Origin of the sequence: Aminobacter sp. Piv2-1 (assembly GCF_037625995.1) — a bacterium.
GTDB lineage: Bacteria > Pseudomonadota > Alphaproteobacteria > Rhizobiales > Rhizobiaceae > Aminobacter.
Window position 1 is genome coordinate 1 of the sequence record NZ_JARKMU010000001.1, and the last position, 21942, is coordinate 21942.

Consider the following 21942-nt stretch of genomic DNA (forward strand, 5'->3'; position numbering starts at 1 on the left):
GCACACTGTGCTTTATCCAGTGGCGCCGCAGCTCGGCAAAAGGACACTCAGAAGTGTCCTTCAGAGAATCTCGAAGTCAGATCAACAGCTTCCGCGCAAAGATACAGTTGACGGCTGCCCTAAACCGGCTTCGCTGGCTCGGTCAAGACCCTCACGCTCAACGTCAAGGCGGTGAAGTTCACACCGGTCGAGGGCGAGAACCAGAACGGCGGTCCCGACTTCCGCATCTTCGCAGGCGCCACCGAATTCGGCGCAGCGTGGAAGAAGCAGTCCGACAAGGGCAACGCCTACCTCTCCGTCAAGCTCGACGATCCGAGCTTCCCCGCTCCGATCTATGCGAGCCTGGTCGAGACGGAGACCGAGGAACTGGCGCTGATCTGGTCGCGCCGCCGCGCCGTCAACTAGGATCATCACCGGCAGGCCTCGCCGCAAGGCGGGGCTTCGCCGTGTTTATGGCCGCTACCGGCCCGTCTCGCCAAACTTCGGCTAGGCCGTACTCTCCAGTTAGCGCCGGCGAAACAGCGTCTTCATGCATCTATCGGACAGCGTCACTACGGCACTGTAAGCTGAGCCGGCCGGACTCTGTCGGGGATGACTATCCGCCGTCTAAAAGCGGATAGTTGTCAACGGACGACGCACCAACCCACTCGCATCGGGCCTCGTTAGCCTCCGCTGCCATCATCGTTCCATTTGTCGGCTCGGATAACCAGGCGACTCTGTCCGCAACGGATCCTCCAAACGCGAAATCAGACTATGCTGACCACGCAACCTGAAAGTGCCCTGCAAGCGCACGTACCTCCTGCCGCACCTCGGCGGTGAACGTCACACCAAGGTAATTGGCTGCGCGTGTAGCCCCGACATAAAGGTACTTGGTGTAAAGGTCCGGAAGTTTGTCGATTGTCTGATCCAAGCCGACGAAGAAGACGGCTTCGAACTCAAGCCCCTTGATGTGCTCGATGTTGAAAACCCGCACGTCGCGGTCGTTGCCCACGACCTTGCCGTCCTTGCAGGCGACGGCAGAGAGGCTGATCTCCTGCAAACGCGTGTTGAGGACGGTCGCGAGCGGTTCGACGAGTCCTTCTTCATTTACGAGCACGGCGATCGTCGGAACCTTTCCAACAATCCGCTCGATCTCCCGAATACGCAGAGCAAGCCAGTCCGCGACGCGATCATCACTGCCGAGGTCGCTTGCCCAAACGGGTGGGACCCCTTCATTGTCGACACGATCTGGAAGCTCGATGTCCTGCACACTCGATCCCCCAAGCAGGGCAACATCCTTTGCAAGTGCCACTAGCTTGGCGCTTTGCCGATAGGCGACGGTGATGGAGCGACGTTCGATCTGTGGAACAACCCAGTCGAGTTGCTCATTCGACCTGACTCCCCATGACGTAAGCCGCTGGTTCAAGTCGCCGCACATGAAGAAAGACTTTATGACGGGGTGGGTGAGTTGGTACATGCAAGCTAGCTGTAAGACCGAGAAGTCAGTCGCCTCGTCAACGAGCACTTGGTTCCGGTAGAGAGAACGAATATCGCCGAGGATGCCGCCTTCGGGGGTTGCCGCCGCCGACGCGCGGCGATAGCCCGCAAGTAGTTGGTCCGCCATCCGCAACGTGGCGAGAATGACGAGATCAAGCTCGCGCCAGGAGATGTCCACCGATCTTGTGGGTGCGGCGCTGTACCAAATGCTTTGCTCGGCTCTCTCTGCGCGAAACTTCTTGTATAGCCTTGGGATGCCCCGAATGAGCAGTCTATCGAGATTGGCAAAGCGGCGCAGGCGCCGTTGATCATCCGAGATTCGCGCGAGGGCCTGCAATTCTGCTCGCTCAGGGACACGCTCTGCTCCAAGCCACTCGAGTAATTGGCCGTTTCGAGACTTCGCTGGTACCGAACGCCGTTGCAGCCGTGCGCGCGCAAGCGCGATCACAGCACGTTCATAGCGGGACCGTGCCTCCTCGCGACTGACGAAGCGGATTGCGGGCGCTTCCACCTCCCCGTCCTCGAGCTCCGCATCGTCATCGGTGTCCTCCTGCAGTTCTTCCGACTGTTCGGACTCGCGCTCGATTTCCTGCTTTAGCGCCGACAAGAAATCCGGATCATTGAAAACGACACGGTTGACAGTACGATTGATGATCTTCCCGATCTCAATGCGGCGCTGATCCAACAGAGTTCTGATTTCTTCTCGTAGTGCGGCGACCTGTGGTGAAAATGTGCTGTGCAGTCTCGGCCCGGTCTCACTAAGCATCCGCGTGAGCTTACGCCCGAGATTCGTAAGCGCAGCGTCTTCCGAACCAGTTATGGCGTCAATATCGCCATTTATCTCGGCATGCAGCGAAGCGCCGACATAGGCGTCGAAGTCATCGTACCAGCCAGCTGGATCGTTCGTCGTGCTTCTAAGATCAAGATGATCATCATTCTGCCGCTCTATAAATAGACCGCCACCGGTTCCGGTCCGAAGGAGTCCGAGATAGTCCCGCGCGATCTCCCGTCGATAATCATTCCACGTTCGGGTATGGTGATCTGTGGCTGGAAATCCCTCGCGTGCGAATGCCTCTTTCACATACTGACGAAGAAGTTCAGTAGGCGAAAACATGATCCAGCTCGTGCGGTGAGGCATCCCACCAGACTCTTCTTCAGCCTGCCGGATCAGCGACAGCTCTCGGGAATCGAGAGCGCCTGGGTCGTCCACCGCCGTCTTCTGTCCGAGGCGTCGAATCAGAGTTGTTGTCTTCCCGGTGCCAGGTGGACCCGATAGGAAGCAGCGCACATTGATCTGTAGCCGGAAAATCTCATCCTGGTGCTGATCGAGAATGGGGCGATCGCGCAGGGCGATGTGGGAGAGAACGGCGCGCCGAATGCCGGCTGCAACCAGCTTCTCGCGCTCTCCGCCATCCAAAGCAGCAAAGGGGTCGTCTTCAAGAGCGGCAATCTGCGGCTCCAGGAGCGCTCGCAGCGATGCTACCGTGAATTTGCCGACCCCACCGAGATCAATCTCGGTGTCAGGCGAGTCCCAACCGTCCTTATCCTTCTTTGGGAAAAGCTTGGTGGAACTCTCAACAACGACATCGTCCGGACCATAGGTTCCGCCAGCAGCCACAGCGGCGATCTTTCCGACCGGCGAATTGTAGCTGGCGATCTTAAATCCCGGCACAACGATCGGAGTGCTGCGGGTGACGAAAATCGTCTCAGTCTTGCCGTCGTCGTTCGTGTATTCGACGCGAGCGATAACCGGTTGCGCCCGTAGTCTCTCAAGCGCCTGCCTTTCGGCATCGCTAATCGCGCCGAGGCTGTTGACCGGCGCGTAGTGGTTGAGTGTATGAACCGTCGTCAGCGTGGCAGCGCCTGCGCGGCGATGATCGCGGAGCTCTTCCTCTGCTTTTTGGGCGACCCCCTCTATGCAATCAATGGCGTTCCTTGAGATTTGCTCTATTTCGTCATTTTTGGCCTTCGCCATCACGTCCTTCCCTCATGCCGCAAACCCCGGAAAAATGCTCGACCGCCCAATGCGAATCACGCTCGCGGTAAGGTCCTCCCAAGCATAAGGATCTTGCAGGCGCGCGCACCGATGGACAAGACAAGCTTTCAAGCAACCGTCGTATCTCGCACCTTACCTTGAGAACAACGTCATTAAACCTGGACAAGGTTTTGTCACAGCACGAACCATGCCCTTGGCGCGATAGCCGGCCCGCACTTTAGTCATCCAACCGCTTAAGTTTCAAATTCGCTTTCGGTCCGCCTTGGGGGAGCCAAGGGGTCTTACCCCTTGCTCCCCTGCAAACGCCGACTGCGCATTGGCAGGGCCGCAGCCTCGCAAAGCGGGCGACAGGCTCCACTTTTTCCACGATCGCCAGCCGCTCCGCTCGCCATGCACCCCGGCCATGCTCGACGGCATTTGCCCCCTCCATCCCCGCGCGCTCACGCGCCCCCGGGAGGCATGTCGGGGACATGCCTCCGGCATTAACGGAAAAGGAGACAAGGACAATGAACATCATCAGCACCAGCCAGAACCAGCAGCAGGCAGTCAGCAGCCGCTTTCGCGTGGACATCTCGCGCGGCGAGCGGATCGGCCGCGTTTCGTCGGAGTGGTTTTCGCGGCCGGACGACGAGCGCTATCTTTCGCTCACCGCGCTTTACGATGCCGTGAAGGCGCGCGCGGATCGCGCCACGGCCCGCACTGTGGAAAGCCGCGCCGTGCGCGTGGAGGCAAGCCGGGAGGATGCGGAGAGGCTTTCGCTTATCGTGCCCGGGCAGGAGCAGCCCGTCGCCCCGACGCATTGGAGCTTCGGTCAGCTGTGCAGCCTTGTCGGCGCACCGGCATCCTACATGCGGCAGCTTCCCGCGCCGCTGGCAGGCATCAACCTGCAGCACGGCTTGCTGTCGCACCGCGCCGAGCTTGTAAAGACGCTGGAAACGGACGATGGACGCGTTGAGCTTCGCGCCGTGACCGGCCCGGATTATGGCCGCATCTGGGATCATGAGCTTGTCGCCGCCGTCATGCGCATCGCCGGAAACGGCACCGGCGATACCATGTGGAAGGTTCCCGGCGTTCTGGATTGGGCGACCATGACGCACAATCCGTTTGTGGACATCACCAAGGACACCACGACGCTTTACGCCAGCGACCGCGACGTTTTTCTGTTCTTGGTGGACGACACGCACCCCATCGAGGCGGGACGCCTGCCGAACGGCGAGCCCGATTTGTACTTTCGCGGCTTCTATGCATGGAACAGCGAGGTAGGCAGCAAGACCCTTGGCATTGCGGGCTTCTACCTGCGCGCCGTGTGCATGAACCGCAACCTTTGGGGCTGCGAAAATTTCGAGGAGATCACCATTCGGCATTCGAAGTTCGCGGCGCAGCGCTTCGCCCATGAAGCGGCCCCGGCGCTGACCAGCTTCGCCAATTCCTCGCCCGCGCCTTTCGTCGCCGGCATCAAGGCGGCGCGGGAGAAGATCGTCGCCCGCACGGATGAGGACCGCGAAACCTTCCTGCGCAAGCGCGGGTTCGGCAAGGCCGAGACCGGCAAGATCATCGAGACGGTGCTATCGGAGGAAGGGCATCCGCCGGCCAGTATCTTCGATTTCGTGCAGGGCATCACCGCCCATGCGCGAGACAAGACCAATCAGGACAGCCGGCTTGAGCTTGAAGGCAAGGCCAAGGCCTTGCTTGAGAAGGCCGCATAACCACCGAAGCCGCGCGGCTGGCTTTCCCGCCGCGCGGCATTCGGCTCCGAAATCCGTGCCGTCGCGTGGATAGCCGGCGCGGCCGCGCTGGCGCGGGGCCGCCGCTCGCCGGGCTGCGCCCGGCTCGCGATGCGAGGGCCATCATGGTTGTGACCGACACAATTGGTCACGCACGAAATGACTCGAAGGGCCGATTGTCCGCGTTCAGGCGTCCGCCTTCTTCCTGCGGGCCGGCTTCGCGGCCGACTTTGCCGTTCGCGCTTTTGCCGCTGGGGCCGCCGCGGCCCGAGCCGGCGCACGCTTCGGCTTTTCCGCAACGACTGGGGCGGCTGCCTGCGCCGCGCGCTTGCGGCCAAGACCCATGCTTTTGGCCAGCGAGGATCTCGCCGCCGCATAGGCAGGCGCCACCATCGGATAGTCGCGCGGCAGGCTCCACTTCTGGCGGTATTCGTCGGGGCTGAGATTGTAGTGGGTGGAAAGGTGCCGCTTCAGCGACTTGAACTTCTTCCCGTCCTCCAGGCAGACGATGTAGTCGGCCGTCACCGACTTCTTGATCGGCACCGCAGGGGAGCGCGTCTCGCCCGGAACAGGCGTTGCGCCGGTGCGCAGCCGTTCGATCGCCGCGTGAATGTCGGCGATGAGCGCCGGCAGCTCGGCGCGTGGCACCGAGTTGTTCGACACATAGGCCACGACGATATCGGACGCGAGCGCGACCGCATCCGAGCTGTCGTTGCGCGTGGCTTCATCTGTCATGAGCGTCCCTCCCGGCTAAGGATTTGAAGTCGTAGCGAAGCTCAATGCCGCAATCGAGCACGGCCTGCAAGAACGGCGGGCTGGTGGATTCCCATCTTAAGTTACCGTGCGACAGGCACGACATAACGGGATTACGTGATGGACAGAGTCCTTCACTTCTTTCTTTTCTGAGGCGGGGCGATAGTGGCGACTTCCCGCAGCACTTCATGCGGGTCGAAGCCGATCGTCTCCGCCAGATCAAGGAACTCGATGACGTCGATCCGTCTACCGCCAGATTCGATAGCCGCGACCACCGACTGGTAACGGTCAATCGCTTCCGCCAGATCGGCCTGGCTCAAGCCTGCCTCCTTGCGCTTGTCCACGATCAATTGGACGAGACGCACATGCCTCGGTGAACGAAGTGTCTTCTGCATCCCTGCCGGCCCTTGACGAAACCGGCAGTTCAATTAAATGGAATTTCAGATAACCAGAAAATCTGGTTGACTGGTGCGACGCCACTGGCCGATTGCCGCCCCAACCGCCAAGGAGAAGTCCGCGGGGTATGAAGGGATCAGAGCTAGCGTTTCCGCTTGTCCGGCGTCGCCGGGCGCTTCAACAAATCCGAAGCATCGACGCCGAGCACCCCTGCAAGCTTGTCCACCACATCGATCGTCGCGGCGTAGACACTTCGCTCCAGCGCGCTGACATAGGTGCGGTCGATATCTGCCCGATGCGCAAGCTCCTCCTGCGACAGACCGGCAGCCTGCCGGCATCGCCGCAGGTTGCGCGCGAAAACCTCTCGAATCTCCATTTCGGGGAGTGGATCGTCTTGTCGAGTATTCAACCACGGAGTATTCTCGACAAATGGCGTATTCCGGCGCGGGATCGAACTGCTCCTTCACGCCCTCTCGGCCGGGAAGGTTTACTTGAACGGGGCAATACAGTCGCTAACGTCGCATGAAGTGTAATGAATACATCTATTCTGAAAATCCCCTGCCGATTTGACACCATGCCCCGATGTCAATCGAACACTTCATTTGTGCCCACTGCCACGGGAGGCTGCCTTGCTCCGCGTGCCGCTGCTCGACCCTGATGTTGCCGACGAGGCGCCGACGTCGCCGATCCTGACCGGATACGACGAAGAGCGGCTGTTGACCTATCTGCGTCTGCTCCAGGCCGAGATCGACAATGCGGACTGGCGCGAGGTCGCCAAGATCGTTCTGCATATCGATCCAGAGAAGGAGCCCGAGCGGGCATATCGGGCTTGGGAAACCCATCTCGCGCGAGCGCACTGGATGACCAAGAAGGGCTACAGCTACATCGTCTCCGGCGGCGCGCCACACTGATCGTTCCAATTGTCCGACTGCCTGCCTTCTTTGCAGATCGGGTTGCCGACTCAGCGACTCCACTTTTCGACGTCCCGACGGAAAACTTCTTCGCAGGGCGGGCGGCGGTCGTGGAAAGGACGATTGCCATGTCGCAGCGGCGCGACTGGAGCGATCCCGACTCCTGGGCGGACATGCTGAGCTACGAGCCGGCCGACTTCGCCGTCGAATATTTGCTGCGCAACGACGAGTTCGTCGCCGAATGCCAAGCGCTGCTGGAGCGCGTCAAAGCGCGCCGCGGCGAGCTGGTAGGAACAGCCGAGTTCGTCGAACGGTGGGGATTGCGATTTCATCGCCGGAGATGACGGACCGCCAGTCCCCGAGCAGATCGTCTGGTCGGAGAAGGCCTTTCCGCGCGTTCTGCGCGCGACCAGGCTGACCGATCCGGATGCCCCGAGGCCGCCTGCCGTCGATCTTTCCAACGGCGGCGACATCCATCGCGCGGCAGACATTGGCCGATCCCTCGCGCGCTGGCCCGCCGATGGCGCGCACCAGCTTGTCATCGACGGCCATCCAACCGAGGCCGAGATCAACGCAATCTCCCTGCCGCTCGATGACGCCTTCGAGTTGCGCCTCGACGCGGCGCGCCGTTTCTGGCGTGTGCTGAAAGGCAGGCGCTCGACGCCGGCTTACGGCGCTCTGCCGCGGCAGTCGACCGCGCGCCATGTCATAAACCTTCGCGCCTTGGATGGTCGTCGCGCCGGCTCGTCGCTGCGCGAGATCGCCGAGACGCTGTTTACCGACTCGCAGATTCCGTCTCGCGACTGGCGCGACCATCCCCTGCGGCACAAAGCTCGCGCGACCATGCGCCGTGCCGACCGGCTGGTCGCCGGCGGATATCGCGACCTGCTTTTCTACCCGGGAAAGGCGCCCCGGTAGGTCTTCTCATGCGGGTGGGCAAAAGCGACCCCCCTCATCTTTTCCCTCCCTCGACCCTGTCGAACTTCGCCATCGTCCTCTCCACGCGCCCAGGCAGGCCCGGGACGACACCGCCACCGCAAAGGAGCTGGACGAGAATGGCGAAAGACGCCGACGAGCTTCCCCGCCGCTTCGTGCGCACCAAGGAGGCTGCCCACTTTGTCGGGCTGTGCGCCCGCACGATGGAAAAGCACCGCACCTACGGCACTGGGCCGCGCTACTGCAAGGTCGGCGGCCGCATTCTCTACGACGTCGAGGACCTGCGCGAGTGGATCGCCGCCAGCCGGCGCTCCTCGACCAGCGACACCGACACCACCGAAATCCCGCCCGCCAAGCCTCATGCCGCCCGCGCGCCGGCCTATGTCGGCTGGCCGCGCGAGCGCTGATCGGAGGGGATCATGCGGCGGCGTCTGGTCGAGGACGAGCAGCTTTTCCGGTTCCAGGCGCGCAGCGGCGACATGGCCGCGCGCGACTCGCAGGACCTCATGGCCTGGCCGTTCTTCTCGCTGGCCAAGTCCCGCCGCATCACGCCGATCGACTTCCACATGAGCAACATCTCCATCCGCGTCGAGGCGACCCTCGAGCACGGCATGGCGACCATATGGGATGCCGACATTCTCATCTGGGCTGCCAGCCAGATCGTCGACGCACGGGACAAGGGCCTGCTCACTTCGCGGCTGATGGCCGCAACGCCCTACGAGATCTTGACGTTCATCGGTCGCAGCGATGCGGGACCGAACTACGATCGGCTGAAGGCGGCGCTCGACCGGCTGCAATCAACCACGGTCGCGACCTCGATCCGGCAGCCGTCCGAGCGGCGGCGTCACCGCTTCTCCTGGATCAACGAATGGAAGGAGCGGTTGGACGACGACGGACGGCCCCTCGGCATCGAGCTGATCCTGCCGGACTGGTTCTATTCCGGAGTTCTGGACGACGCGCTGATCCTGACCATCGATCGCGAGTATTTTGATCTCACGGGCGGTCTCGAACGCTGGCTCTACCGCCTGGTGCGCAAGCATGGCGGTCGGCAGGCCTGGGGCTGGAGCTTCGATCTTCGCCACCTTCATCTGAAGTCGGGCAGCCTCTCGCCGCTCAAACGCTTCGCCTTCGAGCTGCGCGAGATCGTCCGTCGCCAGCCGCTGCCGGGCTACAGGCTCGCGCTGACCGCCGACCCGGACGGCCGCCAGCGCCTCACCTTCCGCCCCGATCCGAACCATCCGACCGGCAGCAGGACGGGCACGCGCCCGACACGCCGTCGTTCGAGCCGACTGTGAGGTTCCTGTGGACATGCCCGTGCTATCAGGAACCGCGACTCCCGTACTATCGGGAACCGGATTCCCGTACTATCGGGAACCCAAATCCGTCGCGAAGCCCGGGGCTGCGGGCAGTTGGGAGCCTCCTAACTTCACTAACTGGGAATCCTTCGGATTCCCTCTAACGCGGCAGGCGGTTTCCGCGCCCTGTGGACGCACGCAGTTTCCGAGACACCGGAAACAAGTTGCACCTTTCCGGAAACATGTTTCCGACGATCGGCGAGGGCGGCACATGCGCGCCCGCGATCGGCGTGCCGCCATCCTTCCCTTCAGCGACGGAGCAACGCCATGACAAGGCGCGATCGTCTGCATCCTGGCAGGGGACCGGGGTGGGATGACGACGACCTCACCGACGTCGAGCTGGTGTGGGTCAAGAAGCGGATCGAGAACTACATCCGCTTCGGCCACGTGGCGGCGAAGCGGACGCTCGACCGCAGCCGCCGCGTCGTCTCCTTCGCGCCGGGCAGCGTTTTCGGCTTCGTGCGCTGGACGGCGAACGACTTCGGCACGATCGCCTCGCGCATCGACATATTGCGCGCCGTCGAGCCGGGCGAGCGCTGCTCGACCGTCGCCTATGTGCGGCCTGGCGCCGACATCCTGCTCACCGTGACAGGCTGGCCGAATGTCGAGAAAGTGCTTCAGGTCATCGACCAGATCGAGGCGCTCGGCATCGATGCTGCCGATGCCTCGCCGGACTACTGGCGGCACGTTCAGAGCCGCGTCGCAGTCCGAGAGACGCCGCGGCCATATAGCCGTCAGCGTCACGAGGCCTGGCTTCTGCGCCGGCGGATCGAGCCATGAGCGCGCGCCGGACGATCGTCATCACCATGCTCGCGGGCACGGCGATGGTGGCCGCTCTGGCGTGGGGCCGGTTCCCGCCGCGCCTCATCTGGAATGCCTCTGCCAGCGTGCCGATCGGCCTCTATCGTGTCGAGCCGATCGCCCGTCTCGATGTCGCCGACCTGGTGGTGGTCATGCCGCCCGAGCCGATGGCGGCTTTCCTGTCAGAGCGCGGCTACCTGCCGCGCGGCGTGCCGCTGATCAAGCGCGTGCTTGCGCTCGCGGGCACGGAAGTCTGCCGCCGTGGCGCGGAGATCGTCGCCTACGACGTGACCTACGGCCACGCGCGGGAGCGCGACAGTCGTGGCCGCAAGCTGCCGGACTGGCAGGGCTGCGGCGTGGTCTCGGAAGGCGAGGCCTTCCTCATGAACTGGGACGCCGCCGACAGCTTCGACAGCCGCTATGTCGGCGCGTTGCCGATCGCCTCGATCGTCGGCCAGGCGGTCCCCGTCTGGATCGCTGACAACGCCGATTCCGTCACCGCTACGCCGGCGACGCAGCTCAGCACGCCACGCAAATCGCACGTCCACGCCAACGAAAGGAACGCGCCATGAGCAAGATAGGCACATTCACTCGCAACGATGACGGCTTCTTCGGCAACATCCGAACGCTCACCCTCGACGTGAAACTCTCCATTCTGCCGGCCGAGAAATCGGACGCGGAGAACGCGCCGGACCATCGCATCTTCTGCGAAGGCCTGGAAGTCGGTGCGGCCTGGAACCGCACCGGCGAAAAGGCCGGCCTGTGGCTGTCGGTCGCCGTCGACGATCCGTCCTTCGTGCAGCCGCTGCGCGCGCGGCTGTTCGAGGCGGATGCAGAGAAGGGCACCTGGACCCTGCATTGGGACCGGCTGTCGAAGCGCGACGAGCGGGCATGAGGCCATGCGCTCACCGCGATCCTGCCGATCCGATCCCTCAATCCCCTTGATCGATCGAACGCCGGTCAATCCCCTCGACCCGATCGCCCGTCGGGCGGCCGACGTGCGCAGCGAAGCTCAAGGGCGGCGGCCTGTTCTCCGGGTGACGGTCATGTCTGCCGACGATGCCCGTCCGGAAAACTCCGGCCGCCGGCGCAGCCTTGCCCTTGAGCAAAGCGAGCACGGTGGCAGGCTGACGGCGCATCGGATCGGAGGATCGCATGCGGTCCTGCTGGCCGTCATCGCGCTCTCGGCGTCCATCGCGACCACCATCGCGACGTGCGCGGCATACGCCGAGCCAGCGCCTCGGTCTCCGACCGGACGCGTTGGCGATGCCAGGCCACCGGCCGATCTGTGGTCAGCGCACGTGGCAGAGGCCGCAAAGCGCTTCGCCATTCCCGAGCGGTGGATACGCGCCGTCATGCATGTCGAGAGCACCAACGACATGCGCGCGGTATCACCGAAGGGGGCGATGGGCCTGATGCAAGTCATGCCGGCGACCTGGCAAGAGCTGCGCTCCAAGCATGGTCTCGGCGACGACCCGTTCGCGCCTCGCGACAACATCCTGGCCGGCACGGCCTACCTGCGCGAGATGCTCAACCGTTTCGGCAGGAAGGGCTTTCTCGCCGCCTACAATGCCGGCCCGAGACGTTATGAGCAGCATCTCGCGACCGGTCGGCCCCTGCCGCGTGAGACGCTCGACTACGTCGCGAAGCTCATGCCGGTCATCGACGGGACGGCGACCGTGCCATCAGGGACGCGTCGGTCAGCCGTCCATCACGATGCGCGTCGCTCGCCGATCTTCGCGCACCCCGGCGGCAGCGGTGACGCGGATCGGGCGCGTGCCAAGCACGGCTCGACTGAACATTCGGACAGCGTTTTCATGCTGGTCGGTGGGCCGGACGATCGGCCAACGAACAGCAATACGATCTCCGACCTCACAGCAATCGCGCCGCCGTCCGGTCGCGCTTCCGACGATTCCGGCACGGCCGCCCGAACCAGCAACGGCAGCCTGTTCTTCCGCCGATCCCCGGGCTCAGCACCATGACCTCCGTCTGCGGCGCAAATCGCGCTCCGACCGGCGACGGCGTGCTGTGTGCGGGGGGCGAGAAGGCCGCCGAGGGAACCGAGGAGGAGAGGCAGGATAAAGGGCCGCAATGTGCGGCTCGGTCGGTTGGCGGTGTTGCAGCGGTTTGCGTGTCCGTTTTGCGATGTGCGGGGCTGCTCTTGCGAGGTGTATCTCGGCGATTTCGTCAATCTTTTCAATGAAACCTGCACATCGCGGGGAACCATGATGGCGAAGGACGACGACTTCCGTGTCAGGCCAGGCCGCATCCGCTCGCGCAGCGCAGAGCGATCCCGGCCGTTCGTCCTTCAGGCGCTCGCGTCCGCGCAACGTGCGGGAGGCCGCATCACGCGGCAGGGACGCATCGTCTCGCCGCGCGCCTCGACCTTCGGCCGGGGCCGTTCTGCAAGCATTCGCGCCAATCGCTTGATCACCAGCCGCTCGCGCGGCGCGATGGTCAAGGCCCGTGTCGTGCGGCAGCAGAAATGGGCGACGCCGCTGTCGGCGCATTTGCGATACCTCCGCCGCGACGGCGTGACGAAGGACGGTGCAAAGGCGCGCATGTTCGGCGCGGAGACGGACGAGGCCGATCACGACGCCTTCGCGGATCGCTGCAACGACGATCGCCATCATTTCCGCTTCATCGTCTCGCCCGACGATGCCGTCGAGCTTGGCGACCTCAGAAGTTTCGCCCGCGAGCTGATGAGCGACATGGAACGCGATCTTGGCACCAAGCTCGACTGGATCGGTATCGATCATTGGAACACCGAGCACCCGCATGTCCACCTCATCGTGCGCGGCGTGGCGGAGGACGGCGAGAACCTGGTCATCTCCCGCGACTATATCCGACAAGGCATGCGCGACAGGGCGAGCGACGTGCTCACCCAGACGCTCGGGCCGCGAACCGATCTCGATATCCGTCGCTCCATCGAGAGACAGGTTGAAAACGAACGCTGGACGCAGCTTGATCGGCAACTTCAGAAGGACGCCGACCGTCGTGGGATCATCGACGTCGCGCCCGCTCCGGACAAGCAGCCCGACGAATACCTGACGCTCAAGGTTGGCCGGTTGCGCAAGCTGGAAAGCCTTGGCCTCGCCACCGCGATAGGTCCCGGCCAATGGATGATGGCCGAGGAGGCCGAGCCGACCTTGCTTGCGTTGGGAGAGCGTGGCGACATCATCAAGCGCCTGCACCGCAGCCTGACTGAACACGGTCTCGACCGGGAAGCAGCAAGCTACGTTCTCTCGGCGGAGGAAATCCAAACGCCGATCGTCGGCCGGCTGCTGCAGCGAGGCCTTCACGATGAGCTGTACGGCTCGGCCTACGCGATCGTCGACGGTGTCGACGGCCGCACCCATCATATCCGTTTCCACGATCTTGAAGCCACCGGCGATTCGCCGGCCGGCTCGATCGTCGAGCTTCGGCGCTACGAGGACAAGAACGGCCGGGAGCGTGTCGCTCTCGCTGTCCGATCGGACTTCTCTCTCGCGGAGCAAATTCACGCCGATGGCGCGACGTGGCTCGACAGGCAGCTCATCGCCCGGCAACCGGCCGATCTCGGCGAAGGCGGTTTCGGTCGGGAGGTGAAGGAAGCACTCGACGCCCGCACTGAGCACTTGATCGAGGAGGGCCATGCCCGTCGTGCCGGCCAGCGCATCGTCTTCGCGCGCAACCTGCTCGCCACGCTGCGCGAGCGTGAAGTCGGCGCACTGGGGCAGCAGCTTACGACGGAGACCGGCATGCCGTTCGTGAAGGCGAGGGAAGGCGACACGGTTAGCGGCATCTACAGCCGGCGCTTCTCCCTCGCGTCAGGCCGCGTCGCCATGATCGACGACGGGCTCGGCTTCCAGCTCGTGCCCTGGTCGCCGTCGATCGAGAAGCATCTCGACCGCCACGTCTCTGGTTTCGCACGTGTCGACGGCGGCGTCGAATGGGCGCTGGGACGAAAGCGGGGACTCGGCCTCTAGTGTGCCCGCGGCCCGAAGATCGAGCGCTTTCGGAGATCCAACGCGCAAGGCGCTAGTCTTTTCAGGTCGAAACACGATCAACCCGATTTCGTCCTTGCCCTGATCTTACCCCGGCACCCTCTCTTCACACTCCGACCGTTTCGTCCGGGAAGACGCGCATGTCCGCTACACGCATCCTTTGGGGACAGATCCTCATCGTCCTGACCATCGTGCTCCTGACCACATGGAGCGCGACGCAGTGGACGGCATGGCGTCTGGGATTTCAGGCGCAGCTCGGCTCGCCCTGGTTCGAACTGGGCGGCTGGCCGGTCTATCCGCCGCCTGCCTTCTTCTGGTGGTGGTATTTCTTCGACGCCTATGCGCCGTGGGTTTTCTACGAGGGAGCCGCCATCGCGGCCTCCGGCGGGCTCATCGCGATCGTCATCGCAATCATGATGTCGGTCTGGCGGGCACGCGAAGGCAGGAACGCCGAAACCTTCGGCTCGGCCCGCTGGGCGACGAGGCAGGAAATCTCCTCTGTCGGGCTGCTCGGCCGGGACGGGGTGGTGCTCGGCCGCTTCGAGCATGACTATCTGCGGCATGATGGGCCGGAGCATGTGCTCTGCTTCGCGCCGACCAGAAGCGGCAAGGGCGTCGGGCTCGTTGTGCCCTCGCTGTTGACCTGGCCGGGCAGCACGATCGTGCACGATATCAAGGGGGAGAATTGGGAACTGACCTCCGGCTGGCGTTCGCGCTTCGGCCGTGTGTTGCTGTTCGATCCGACCAATGCGACGTCGGCAGCCTACAACCCGCTGCTGGAGGTCCGACGCGGCGAGTGGGAAGTTCGCGATGTGCAGAACGTCGCCGACGTGCTGGTCGATCCCGAAGGCTCGCTTGAGAGACGGAACCATTGGGAGAAAACTAGCCATGCGCTGTTGGTCGGCGCGATCCTGCATGTGCTCTACGCCGAGCAGGACAAGACGCTGGCGGGCGTGGCGAACTTCCTGTCCGATCCGCGCCGGCCGATCGAGAAGACCCTGCGCGCCATGATGCTGACGAAGCACCTCGGCGAGGCAGGACCGCATCCCGTCGTGGCATCGGCCGCGCGCGAGCTGCTCAACAAGAGCGAGAACGAGCGAAGCGGCGTGCTCTCTACAGCCATGTCCTTCCTCGGTCTCTACCGCGATCCGGTCGTGGCCAAGGTGACTTCACGCTGCGAGTGGCGCATCGCCGACATCGTGGAGGGTAAACGGCCGACGACGCTCTACCTTGTGGTGCCGCCATCCGACATCTCCCGCACCAAGCCGCTGATCCGGCTCGTATTGAACCAGATCGGCCGAAGGCTGACCGAGGACCTGCACGCCAAGGAGAGGCGGCAGCAGCTCCTCCTCATGCTCGACGAGTTTCCAGCGCTCGGCCGCCTCGACTTCTTTGAATCCGCGCTCGCCTTCATGGCCGGCTACGGCATCAGGAGCTTCCTCATCGCGCAATCGCTCAACCAGATCGAGAAGGCCTACGGACCGAACAATAGCATTCTGGACAACTGTCATGTGCGCGTGAGCTTCGCCACCAATGACGAGCGCACGGCCAAGCGCGTCTCGGACTCGCTCGGCACGGCGACAGAACTGCGCGCGATGCAGAACTACGCCGGTCACAGATTGGCGCCGTGGCTCGGCCACATCATGGTCTCCCGCCAGGAGACGGCGCGCGCATTGATGACGCCGGGCGAGATCATGCAGCTTCCGCCATCGGATGCGATCGTGATGGTGTCGGGCATGTTCCCGATCAAGGCGAAGAAGGCCCGCTACTTCGCAGACCCCCGACTTGCAGAACGCGTGCTGCCTCCGCCGAAACCGGACAAGACGGCGACGTCTCTGCGGCCGGACGACTGGAGCGAACTGCCGGTGCTCGCCGTCCCCGATGCTCCGGCGGGATCCAAGGACAGGCACAACGCCGAGGAGGGCGATCCGGCCAATGCCGGCATCCGCCGCGAGCCGGAGCTACCGGAACATGAGGATACCGAGCCCAGAAAGTCTCCCCAGTTCGAGTTCGACCTCGATGCCGACGAGCCTGACGACGACGCGGCAACGCGACGGCGCGCGCTTGATCGCACGATGCGACAGGTGGCGCGGCAGGCGTCGATGGATCGCAACGACGGCATCGAGCTTTGACCGGCGATGAAGAAGAAGCGGCTTTCAGCCTACCTCGATTCCGACGTGATGAACGCGCTTGCCGACTACGCGGCCAAGCGGGATGTGTCGCTGTCGCTCATCGCCGAGGCTGCCATCGCCTCCTTCCTGTCGCCGGACGCGGCCGAACGGAAGGAGGCGGCGATCACCCGCCGCCTCGACCAACTCGACCGTCGCATCCAGCGCGTCGAGCGCGACATCGGCATCGCCACGGAGACGATGGCGCTGTTCGTCCGCTTCTGGCTTTCTGCGACGCCAGCGCTGCCAGAATCCGTCCAGGCCGAGGCGCGCGCCAAGGCGCAGCAGCGCTATGACGGCTTCGTCGCTGTGCTCGGTCGACGCCTGGCAAAGGGACCGAAGCTCAGACAGGAGATCGCGGAGGATGTGCCGGCCGCGCCTCCGGCCGACGAGGATGATTCGACTGCCAGACCATCGACCGCAGGCTGAACGGCAAACGCCGATACCGAATCCCGCAGGTCATTTCACGCCGGAGCATGATGGCCTCGCCAAGCTTGTTGCCATAGCCGGAATCCTGCCTCTTCTACTCATCCCCGTCCGCGGCGCGGTGCCGCGCGACATCGCAGGACGGGGACAATCGTGGCATCTCACCACTTTCATCACGGCAGGGAAGCTGTCTCGCGCGGAGCGCGAATGCTGCGCACCGCGCTCGGTCCCGCCATCGCCGGCTACCTCGAAGACCCATCGATCGTCGAGGTGATGCTGAACCCGGACGGGCGGCTCTGGGTCGATCGTCTTCGCGAAGGCCTCGTCGCCACCGACGACATGCTGATCCCGGCCGACGGCGAGCGGATAGTTCGGCTGGTCGCGCATCATGTAGGCGCCGAGGTCCATGTCGGCAGTCCGCGCGTCTCGGCTGAGTTGCCGGAGACCGGCGAGCGGTTCGAGGGCCTGCTTCCCCCGGTCGTCACCGCGCCGACTTTCGCCATCCGCAAGCCGGCCGTCGCGGTGTTCACGCTGACCGATTACGTGACCGCGGGCATCATGGTTCAGTCCCAGGCCTATGTCCTACGGCTCGCGGTCGAGAAGCGGAAAAACATTCTAATCGCCGGCGGCACCTCGACCGGCAAGACGACGCTGACCAACGCGTTGCTGGCCGAAGTCGCGAAGACCTCCGACCGCGTGGTGCTGATCGAGGACACCCGCGAGCTGCAATGCGCCGCGCCTAACCTGGTCGCGCTTAGGACCAAGGACGGCGTCGCATCTCTTTCCGACCTCGTGAAGTCGTCGCTGCGACTGCGTCCCGACCGCATCCCGATCGGGGAGGTGCGCGGCAGCGAGGCCCTCGACCTTCTCAAGGCCTGGGGCACCGGCCATCCCGGAGGCATCGGCACGATCCACGCCAACACGGCGATCGGCGCGCTTCGTCGACTGGAGCAGCTCGTGCAAGAGGCGGTCGTCACGGTACCGCGCGTGCTGATCGCCGAGACGATCGACGTCATCGCCGTGCTCGCTGGCCGCGGCTCAGAACGCCGTCTTGTCGAGATCGCGCTTGTCGACGGGCTCGATCCGGCGACAGGCGACTACCGCACGCTCAACGCCCAGCTCGAACCCAATCCAAAATCTCTTTCGACAGGAGAAGAAGATGACCATCCTCGCCCGCATCGGTGACCGTATCGCGCACGCCAGTGCGCTGGCGTCGGTCATGGCGCTGACCACCATGCCCGCGCGCGCCGCCGGCTCTTCCATGCCGTGGGAAGAGCCGCTGCAACAAATCCTCGAATCGATAGAAGGTCCGGTCGCCAAAATCGTCGCGGTGATCATCATCATCGTGACCGGCCTGACGCTCGCCTTCGGCGACACGGCCGGCGGTTTCCGGCGGTTGATCCAGATCGTCTTCGGCCTGTCGATCGCCTTCGCGGCCAGCTCCTTCTTCCTGTCCTTCTTCTCCTTCGGCGGCGGGGCGCTGGTCTGATGCTCGAAGACGAGGTTCGCGGCTTCTTCGCACCGGTCCATCGCGCGCTGACCGAGCCGATCCTGCTCGGCGGCGCGCCCCGCGCGGTCGCGATCGCCAACGGAACGCTCGCCGGCGCGGTTGGCCTTGGCCTTCGTCTCTGGCTCGCCGGCCTGGTCATCTGGGCGATCGGCCATTTCGCGGCGGTCTGGGCGACTAAGCGTGACGCGCAATTCGTCGACGTCGTGCGCCGGCACGTTCGCTACCCGACCCATCTCGGCGTGTGAGGCAATTCGATGATGTATCTCGCCGAATACAGGAAGAAGAGCGCTCTGCTCACAGACTACTTGCCGTGGGCCGCATTGGTGGCGCCGGGCGTCGTCCTCAACAAGGATGGCTCATTCCAGCGCACCGCGCGCTTCCGCGGGCCTGACCTCGACAGCGCCACGCCGGCCGAGCTGGTCGGCACGACCGCGCGGCTGAACAACGCGCTGCGCCGTCTCGGTTCCGGCTGGGCGATCTTCGTCGAGGCGCAGCGCAATCCGGCGACGGATTATCCCGAGAGCCTGTTTCCGGACTCGGCGTCCGCGCTCGTCGACATCGAGCGCCGCGAGCAGTTCGAGGACAGCGGCGTGCTGTTCGAGTCCAGTTACTTCCTCACCTTCGTCTGGCTGCCGCCGGCCGAGGAAGCCTCGCGCATGGAAAGCTGGCTCTACGAAGGACGCGAGAAGACCGGCGTCGATCCCTGGGAGCTGCTCAAAGGTTTCGTCGATCGCACCGACCGCGTGCTCTCCCTGGTCAAAGGCTTCGTGCCGGAGGCAGAATGGCTCGGTGACGCCGAGACGCTGACCTACCTGCACTCGACCATCTCGACGAAGCGCCATCGTGTCCGCGTGCCCGAGACGGCGATGCATCTCGATGCGCTTCTGGCCGACCAGCCGCTCGCCGGCGGGCTGGAGCCGCGGCTTGGCGATTTCCACCTGCGCACGCTCACAATCATCGGATTCCCGACCACGACGTTTCCGGGAATCCTCGACGACCTCAATCGCCTGGCCTTCCTCTACCGCTGGTCGACGAGGGCGATCATGCTCGACAAGACCGATGCGACGCGGCTGGTGACGAAGATCAGGCGGCAGTGGTTCGCCAAGCGCAAGTCGGTTGCCGCGATCATCAAGGAGGTGATGACCAACGAGGCGTCGGTCCTGCTCGACACCGATGCAGCCAACAAGGCGGCCGACGCCGATGCCGCCTTGCAGGATCTTGGCTCCGACCAGATCGGCGAAGCCTACGTCACCGCCACCGTAACGGTCTGGGACGCCGACGCGGCCATCGCCGACGAGAAGCTGCGGCTGGTCGAGAAGGTGATCCAGTCACGCGACTTCACCTCGATCATGGAGGGCGTCAACGCTGTCGAGGCCTGGCTCGGCAGCATCCCGGGCCACGTTTATGCGAACGTCCGCCAGCCGCCGATCTCGACGCCGAACCTCGCCCACATGATCCCGTTGTCGGCTGTCTGGGCGGGGCCGGCGAGCGACGAGCATTTTGGCGCGCCGCCGCTCTTCTACGCCAAGACCGAAGGCGCGACGCCGTTCCGCTTTTCGCTGCACGTCGGCGACGTCGGTCACACGCTCGTCGTCGGCCCGACCGGCGCCGGCAAGTCGGTGCTGCTCGCGCTGATGGCGGTCCAGTTCCGCCGCTACGAGAACAACCAGATCTTCGCCTTCGACTTCGGCGGCTCCATCCGCGCCGCCACGCTGGCAATGGGCGGCGACTGGGAAGACCTCGGTGGCAACGCCGTCCGCCATCGCGAGGACGACGATCCCCTGTCGCAGCTCACCCTCTCCGATCTCGGAAACGGGACGAGCACGGTTTCCCTCCAGCCGCTCGCCGGCATCCACCGCACGCCGGAGCGGGCATGGGCCGCCGACTGGCTGGTCGACATCCTGGCGCGCGAAGGCGTGGTCGCCACACCGGAGGTGAAGGAGCACCTGTGGTCGGCGCTGACGTCGCTGGCGTCCGCGCCGGTCGCCGAGCGCACACTCACAGGACTTTCGGTGCTCCTGCAATCGTCGGCATTGAAACAGGCGCTGCGGCCATACTGTCTCGGCGGCGCCTATGGCCGTTTGCTCGATGCCGAAGAGGAGCATCTTGGCGGCGCGTCCGTCCAGGCCTTCGAGACGGAAGGCCTGATCGGCACCGGCGCCGCGCCGGCGGTGCTCGCTTATCTCTTCCACCGCATCGAGCAGCGGATGGACGGCCGCCCCACCTTGCTCATCATCGACGAAGGCTGGCTCGCGCTAGATGACGGCGGCTTCGCCGACCAGCTCCGTGAATGGCTGAAGACACTCAGGAAGAAGAACGCCTCCGTCGTCTTCGCCACGCAGTCGCTCTCCGACATCGACGGCAGCAGGATCGCGCCGGCGATCGTCGAAAGCTGCCCGACGCGAATCTTCCTGCCGAATGAGCGCGCCATCGAGCCGCAGATCACCGCCATCTATCGTCGGTTCGGCCTGAACGACCGGCAGATCGAGATCGTGGCGAGAGCGACGCCGAAACGCGACTACTACTGCCAGAGCCGCCGCGGCAATCGGCTGTTCGAGCTGGGTCTCGGCCCGATCGCGCTCGCGCTTTGCGCAGCATCGGCGAAGAGCGACCAGGCGGCTATCGAGCGCACCCGGGCTGAAGCCGGCTCGCAATATTTCCTCGAGGCTTGGCTCGCCGATCGGGGCCTCGCGTGGGCGGCCGACCTCATCCCCGACCTCACCACCGTCATCGACCAATCCGCAAAGGAGATTTCGTCATGAGTCCCATTTCTGTCCGCATTCGCCACGTCGCAATGGCGGCACTCGTCGCCAGCGCCGCACTATCCGCGCAGCCGGCTTCGGCGCTCACGGTCTACGATCCCTGGAACCATGCGGAGAACATCCTGAGCGCGGCACGGGCGCTGGAGCAGATAAACAATCAGGTGACCTCCCTCGCCAACGAGGCGCAGATGCTGATCAACGATGCGATGAACCTCGCCTCGCTGCCGACATCGGTGCTCGATCAGATCGAAGGCAACTTTGCGGAGATGAAGGGCCTGCTCGGAGAAGCCGAGAAGCTTGCCTACAGCGTCGACGATATCGATCAGCAGTTCTCGTCAACCTTCGAGGATTTCGCGTCCGACAAGACGGGCGCTCAGCTTGTCGAGGGTGCCCGCGAGCGCTGGCAGGAATCGCTCTCAGCCTTCGAGCATTCCCTGAAGGCCGGCGCGGTCGCCGTCGATAACATCGACGGGATCGAGCGGCAGACGAGCAGCCTGGTCGGCGCCAGCAAGTCGGCAGTCGGGATCCTTCAGGCAACCCAGGCCGGCAACGAGCTGCTCGCCGTGCAGGCGCAGCAGCTCACCGACCTCACCGCGATGCTCGCCGCGCAGGGTCGTGCTGACGCTCTTGAGCAGGCCAGGCACGCCGCCGCGCAGGAGCAGGCCCGCGAGCAGTTCAGTCGCTTCATGGCGGGTCGAAGCTACAGCGCGTCCACCGTGCGCATGTTCCACGACTGAGGAGC

At 64.2% G+C, this 21942-nt stretch carries 22 protein-coding genes and 1 pseudogene; 19 read left to right on the plus strand and 4 right to left on the minus strand.

The window, feature by feature from the left end:
- Positions 1–126: 126 nt before the first annotated feature.
- A pseudogene (locus AmiPiv_RS00005) lies at positions 127–405 on the plus strand (DUF736 domain-containing protein); the annotation flags it as partial.
- A gap of 346 nt (positions 406–751) precedes the next feature.
- Here the strand turns inward: AmiPiv_RS00005 and AmiPiv_RS00010 are convergent.
- A complete protein-coding gene (locus tag AmiPiv_RS00010) occupies positions 752–3451 on the minus strand; it encodes an ATP-binding domain-containing protein (protein ID WP_340035192.1) in 2700 nt (899 codons plus the stop codon).
- A gap of 527 nt (positions 3452–3978) precedes the next feature.
- Here AmiPiv_RS00010 and AmiPiv_RS00015 point away from each other — a divergent pair.
- Positions 3979–5178, plus strand: a complete 1200-nt coding sequence (locus AmiPiv_RS00015) for a DUF932 domain-containing protein (RefSeq protein ID WP_340035193.1) — start codon at positions 3979–3981, stop codon at positions 5176–5178.
- Positions 5179–5382: 204 nt separating this feature from the next.
- Here AmiPiv_RS00015 and AmiPiv_RS00020 read toward each other — a convergent pair whose 3' ends face one another.
- The 3 genes from AmiPiv_RS00020 to AmiPiv_RS00030 all read right to left on the minus strand — a co-directional run bounded on the left by AmiPiv_RS00020 (position 5383) and on the right by AmiPiv_RS00030 (position 6721).
- Complete coding sequence (locus tag AmiPiv_RS00020; protein WP_340035194.1) at positions 5383–5931, minus strand: MucR family transcriptional regulator; 549 nt, start codon at positions 5929–5931, stop codon at positions 5383–5385.
- Positions 5932–6083: 152 nt separating this feature from the next.
- On the minus strand, positions 6084–6344 hold the full coding sequence (locus AmiPiv_RS00025; RefSeq protein WP_340035195.1) for a helix-turn-helix domain-containing protein: 261 nt from the start codon (positions 6342–6344) through the stop codon (positions 6084–6086).
- 143 nt (positions 6345–6487) lie between these two features.
- A complete protein-coding gene (locus AmiPiv_RS00030) occupies positions 6488–6721 on the minus strand; it encodes a helix-turn-helix domain-containing protein (RefSeq protein WP_340035196.1) in 234 nt (77 codons plus the stop codon).
- A gap of 253 nt (positions 6722–6974) precedes the next feature.
- Between AmiPiv_RS00030 and AmiPiv_RS00035 the strand changes: the two genes are divergently transcribed.
- From AmiPiv_RS00035 to trbJ, 17 genes are all read left to right on the plus strand, one after another.
- Entirely contained in the window at positions 6975–7256 is a 282-nt protein-coding gene (locus AmiPiv_RS00035; protein WP_340035197.1) for a DUF2285 domain-containing protein, read from the plus strand.
- Between the two features lie 128 nt (positions 7257–7384).
- A complete protein-coding gene (locus AmiPiv_RS00040; RefSeq protein ID WP_340035198.1) occupies positions 7385–7600 on the plus strand; it encodes a transcriptional regulator domain-containing protein in 216 nt (71 codons plus the stop codon).
- Between the two features lie 238 nt (positions 7601–7838).
- Entirely contained in the window at positions 7839–8174 is a 336-nt protein-coding gene (locus tag AmiPiv_RS00045; protein ID WP_340035899.1) for a DUF2285 domain-containing protein, read from the plus strand.
- Positions 8175–8311: 137 nt separating this feature from the next.
- A complete protein-coding gene (locus AmiPiv_RS00050) occupies positions 8312–8599 on the plus strand; it encodes a helix-turn-helix transcriptional regulator (protein ID WP_340035199.1) in 288 nt (95 codons plus the stop codon).
- Positions 8600–8611: 12 nt separating this feature from the next.
- Entirely contained in the window at positions 8612–9487 is an 876-nt protein-coding gene (locus AmiPiv_RS00055) for a replication initiator protein A (RefSeq protein ID WP_340035200.1), read from the plus strand.
- A 327-nt stretch (positions 9488–9814) separates the two neighbouring features.
- Positions 9815–10327: a DUF2840 domain-containing protein gene (locus AmiPiv_RS00060; protein WP_340035201.1), complete on the plus strand. Its 513-nt coding sequence runs from the start codon at positions 9815–9817 to the stop codon at positions 10325–10327.
- Positions 10324–10920: a S26 family signal peptidase gene (locus AmiPiv_RS00065; RefSeq protein ID WP_340035202.1), complete on the plus strand. Its 597-nt coding sequence runs from the start codon at positions 10324–10326 to the stop codon at positions 10918–10920. Before AmiPiv_RS00060 ends, AmiPiv_RS00065 begins: the two co-directional genes overlap by 4 nt.
- On the plus strand, positions 10917–11243 hold the full coding sequence (locus AmiPiv_RS00070) for a DUF736 domain-containing protein (RefSeq protein ID WP_340035203.1): 327 nt from the start codon (positions 10917–10919) through the stop codon (positions 11241–11243). Before AmiPiv_RS00065 ends, AmiPiv_RS00070 begins: the two co-directional genes overlap by 4 nt.
- Positions 11244–11394: 151 nt before the next feature.
- Positions 11395–12330 (plus strand): lytic transglycosylase domain-containing protein, encoded by a 936-nt coding sequence (locus AmiPiv_RS00075; protein WP_340035204.1) that lies wholly within the window; start codon positions 11395–11397, stop codon positions 12328–12330.
- Positions 12331–12576: 246 nt separating this feature from the next.
- Positions 12577–14316 carry a relaxase/mobilization nuclease domain-containing protein gene (locus AmiPiv_RS00080; protein WP_340035900.1) on the plus strand — a complete coding sequence of 580 codons (1740 nt, stop codon included), beginning with the start codon at positions 12577–12579 and terminating at the stop codon, positions 14314–14316.
- Positions 14317–14474: 158 nt separating this feature from the next.
- Positions 14475–16466 (plus strand): conjugal transfer protein TraG, encoded by a 1992-nt coding sequence (locus AmiPiv_RS00085; RefSeq protein WP_340035205.1) that lies wholly within the window; start codon positions 14475–14477, stop codon positions 16464–16466.
- Positions 16467–16472: 6 nt separating this feature from the next.
- Complete coding sequence (locus tag AmiPiv_RS00090) at positions 16473–16931, plus strand: CopG family transcriptional regulator (protein WP_340035206.1); 459 nt, start codon at positions 16473–16475, stop codon at positions 16929–16931.
- A gap of 204 nt (positions 16932–17135) precedes the next feature.
- Entirely contained in the window at positions 17136–18113 is a 978-nt protein-coding gene (trbB, locus tag AmiPiv_RS00095) for a P-type conjugative transfer ATPase TrbB (RefSeq protein WP_340035207.1), read from the plus strand.
- A gap of 34 nt (positions 18114–18147) precedes the next feature.
- Entirely contained in the window at positions 18148–18417 is a 270-nt protein-coding gene (locus AmiPiv_RS00100) for a TrbC/VirB2 family protein (RefSeq protein ID WP_445206889.1), read from the plus strand.
- Positions 18417–18683: a VirB3 family type IV secretion system protein gene (locus AmiPiv_RS00105; protein ID WP_340035209.1), complete on the plus strand. Its 267-nt coding sequence runs from the start codon at positions 18417–18419 to the stop codon at positions 18681–18683. The genes AmiPiv_RS00100 and AmiPiv_RS00105 overlap by 1 nt, the downstream gene beginning before the upstream one ends.
- A 9-nt stretch (positions 18684–18692) precedes the next feature.
- Positions 18693–21200 (plus strand): conjugal transfer protein TrbE, encoded by a 2508-nt coding sequence (trbE, locus tag AmiPiv_RS00110; protein ID WP_340035210.1) that lies wholly within the window; start codon positions 18693–18695, stop codon positions 21198–21200.
- Complete coding sequence (gene trbJ / locus AmiPiv_RS00115) at positions 21197–21937, plus strand: P-type conjugative transfer protein TrbJ (RefSeq protein ID WP_340035211.1); 741 nt, start codon at positions 21197–21199, stop codon at positions 21935–21937. Before trbE ends, trbJ begins: the two co-directional genes overlap by 4 nt.
- Positions 21938–21942: the final 5 nt, after the last annotated feature.

What these genes read in the sequence shown, in the direction of transcription:
- AmiPiv_RS00010 (WP_340035192.1), bottom strand. Translation starts at nt 3,451, where the DNA reads ATGGCGAAGGCCAAAAATGACGAAATAGAGCAAATCTCAAGGAACGCC.
- AmiPiv_RS00015 (WP_340035193.1), top strand. Translation starts at nt 3,979, where the DNA reads ATGAACATCATCAGCACCAGCCAGAACCAGCAGCAGGCAGTCAGCAGC.
- AmiPiv_RS00020 (WP_340035194.1), bottom strand. Translation starts at nt 5,931, where the DNA reads ATGACAGATGAAGCCACGCGCAACGACAGCTCGGATGCGGTCGCGCTC.
- AmiPiv_RS00025 (WP_340035195.1), bottom strand. Translation starts at nt 6,344, where the DNA reads ATGCAGAAGACACTTCGTTCACCGAGGCATGTGCGTCTCGTCCAATTG.
- AmiPiv_RS00030 (WP_340035196.1), bottom strand. Translation starts at nt 6,721, where the DNA reads ATGGAGATTCGAGAGGTTTTCGCGCGCAACCTGCGGCGATGCCGGCAG.
- AmiPiv_RS00040 (WP_340035198.1), top strand. Translation starts at nt 7,385, where the DNA reads ATGTCGCAGCGGCGCGACTGGAGCGATCCCGACTCCTGGGCGGACATG.
- AmiPiv_RS00050 (WP_340035199.1), top strand. Translation starts at nt 8,312, where the DNA reads ATGGCGAAAGACGCCGACGAGCTTCCCCGCCGCTTCGTGCGCACCAAG.
- AmiPiv_RS00055 (WP_340035200.1), top strand. Translation starts at nt 8,612, where the DNA reads ATGCGGCGGCGTCTGGTCGAGGACGAGCAGCTTTTCCGGTTCCAGGCG.
- AmiPiv_RS00060 (WP_340035201.1), top strand. Translation starts at nt 9,815, where the DNA reads ATGACAAGGCGCGATCGTCTGCATCCTGGCAGGGGACCGGGGTGGGAT.
- AmiPiv_RS00065 (WP_340035202.1), top strand. Translation starts at nt 10,324, where the DNA reads ATGAGCGCGCGCCGGACGATCGTCATCACCATGCTCGCGGGCACGGCG.
- AmiPiv_RS00070 (WP_340035203.1), top strand. Translation starts at nt 10,917, where the DNA reads ATGAGCAAGATAGGCACATTCACTCGCAACGATGACGGCTTCTTCGGC.
- AmiPiv_RS00075 (WP_340035204.1), top strand. Translation starts at nt 11,395, where the DNA reads ATGTCTGCCGACGATGCCCGTCCGGAAAACTCCGGCCGCCGGCGCAGC.
- AmiPiv_RS00080 (WP_340035900.1), top strand. Translation starts at nt 12,577, where the DNA reads ATGGCGAAGGACGACGACTTCCGTGTCAGGCCAGGCCGCATCCGCTCG.
- AmiPiv_RS00085 (WP_340035205.1), top strand. Translation starts at nt 14,475, where the DNA reads ATGTCCGCTACACGCATCCTTTGGGGACAGATCCTCATCGTCCTGACC.
- AmiPiv_RS00090 (WP_340035206.1), top strand. Translation starts at nt 16,473, where the DNA reads ATGAAGAAGAAGCGGCTTTCAGCCTACCTCGATTCCGACGTGATGAAC.
- trbB (WP_340035207.1), top strand. Translation starts at nt 17,136, where the DNA reads ATGCTGCGCACCGCGCTCGGTCCCGCCATCGCCGGCTACCTCGAAGAC.
- AmiPiv_RS00100 (WP_445206889.1), top strand. Translation starts at nt 18,148, where the DNA reads ATGGCGCTGACCACCATGCCCGCGCGCGCCGCCGGCTCTTCCATGCCG.
- AmiPiv_RS00105 (WP_340035209.1), top strand. Translation starts at nt 18,417, where the DNA reads ATGCTCGAAGACGAGGTTCGCGGCTTCTTCGCACCGGTCCATCGCGCG.
- trbE (WP_340035210.1), top strand. Translation starts at nt 18,693, where the DNA reads ATGATGTATCTCGCCGAATACAGGAAGAAGAGCGCTCTGCTCACAGAC.
- trbJ (WP_340035211.1), top strand. Translation starts at nt 21,197, where the DNA reads ATGAGTCCCATTTCTGTCCGCATTCGCCACGTCGCAATGGCGGCACTC.